This window comes from Kribbia dieselivorans NBRC 106261 (assembly GCF_001552435.1).
Lineage (GTDB): Bacteria > Actinomycetota > Actinomycetes > Actinomycetales > Dermatophilaceae > Kribbia > Kribbia dieselivorans.
Genome location: NZ_BCRE01000205.1, coordinates 1 through 1,108, shown reverse-complemented (window position 1 = coordinate 1,108; position 1,108 = coordinate 1). Strand labels below are relative to the sequence as shown.

General features: G+C 72.3%; 2 protein-coding genes and 1 pseudogene. All 3 read left to right on the top strand.

Annotation, left to right across the window (positions count from 1 at the left end):
- A pseudogene (locus KD1_RS16945) lies at window positions 1-235 on the top strand (NAD(P)-dependent oxidoreductase); the annotation flags it as partial.
- A gap of 245 nt (window positions 236-480) precedes the next feature.
- Window positions 481-699: a hypothetical protein gene (locus KD1_RS14270; RefSeq protein ID WP_068403018.1), complete on the top strand. Its 219-nt coding sequence runs from the start codon at window positions 481-483 to the stop codon at window positions 697-699.
- Window positions 700-923: 224 nt separating this feature from the next.
- A partial coding sequence (locus KD1_RS14265; protein WP_157073376.1) for a hypothetical protein occupies window positions 924-1,108 on the top strand: 185 nt, incomplete at its 3' end.

The window sequence follows — 1,108 nt, the reverse complement described above, 5'->3', positions numbered from 1 at the left end:
CGCCGCCGCGATCGGCGAGGAGATCGGGCGCGACGTGACCTACCAGCGGCTCACCGCGGCGGAGCACGTCGCCGCGCTCACCGCCGCCGGGCTCGACGAGGGCACCGCCGGATTCGTCGCCGCGCTGGACGCCGGCATCGCCGCCGGCGACCTGGACACTCCCAACGCCACGCTGTCCGACCTCATCGGACGCCCCACCACGCCGCTGGTCGAGGTGCTGCGCGCCGGCGCCTGAACGGCGCTCCGGCCATCGGGTTTGTGAATCTCACGCCTGGCGCGCCGACGGGTTCCGGTCGTCGCGTCAGCCGAAGCCCGTCGCGCCGCTTCGGTCGCCGCGTTGCCCCGCCCCGGGTCACGCGGCGACCGAATGCGTTCGTTCCCTTGCGAGGTCCCGGGCACGGGGAGGATAGTGAGTTCTCGGAACGCCGACCAACGCCGCTGACGTTCCAGGACACCGAAACCGTGGTCAGGGGGGATCACATGTCGCACACACCGGATCCTGCCGACACGCCTGAGAACCAGAGGCCCGACGACGGCGTCGACGACCCCGCCGCCCGCCTGGAGCAGGAACTGGCCCGACGCGGGTACCCGATGCCCACGCCCGCCGGTGGTTCCGACATCGCTGCCGACACCTCCGCCGATCCGACGGAGCCCGACACCGAACCACTCACCGAACTCGATCCCGACGCCGACGAGTGATCCGTCGGCGGGCAGCGGACGGCGGCCCGCCGACACGACATCCATTCGCAGGTCCAGACACACATTTCAGGTCGGCGAGGCCCGCAGGCCCCAACCATGGGTCCTGCTTGCCCGCCCACCGGAGGTAGGCGGACATGAGAGGTACCGGAAACGAGGGCGCCGGCACGCCCGTGGTCGAGGAACCGGCCACACAGTTGCCACCGAAACCACCGGGCGGATCGCCGATGGCGCGCCTGCTTCAACTCCTGCAGAGTCACGAGTTGGTCGAGGTCGCCGAGGAGGTGGTGCGAGCGTCGGTCGCGCAGCCGCAGGCGCAGGCCGCCGTCGAGCGGGCCCGGGAACTGGGCGTGTTGCCCGAAGCCGCGGCGCCCAGCGATGCGCCGAGCGCGGCCGGCGGGGGTCGTGACGG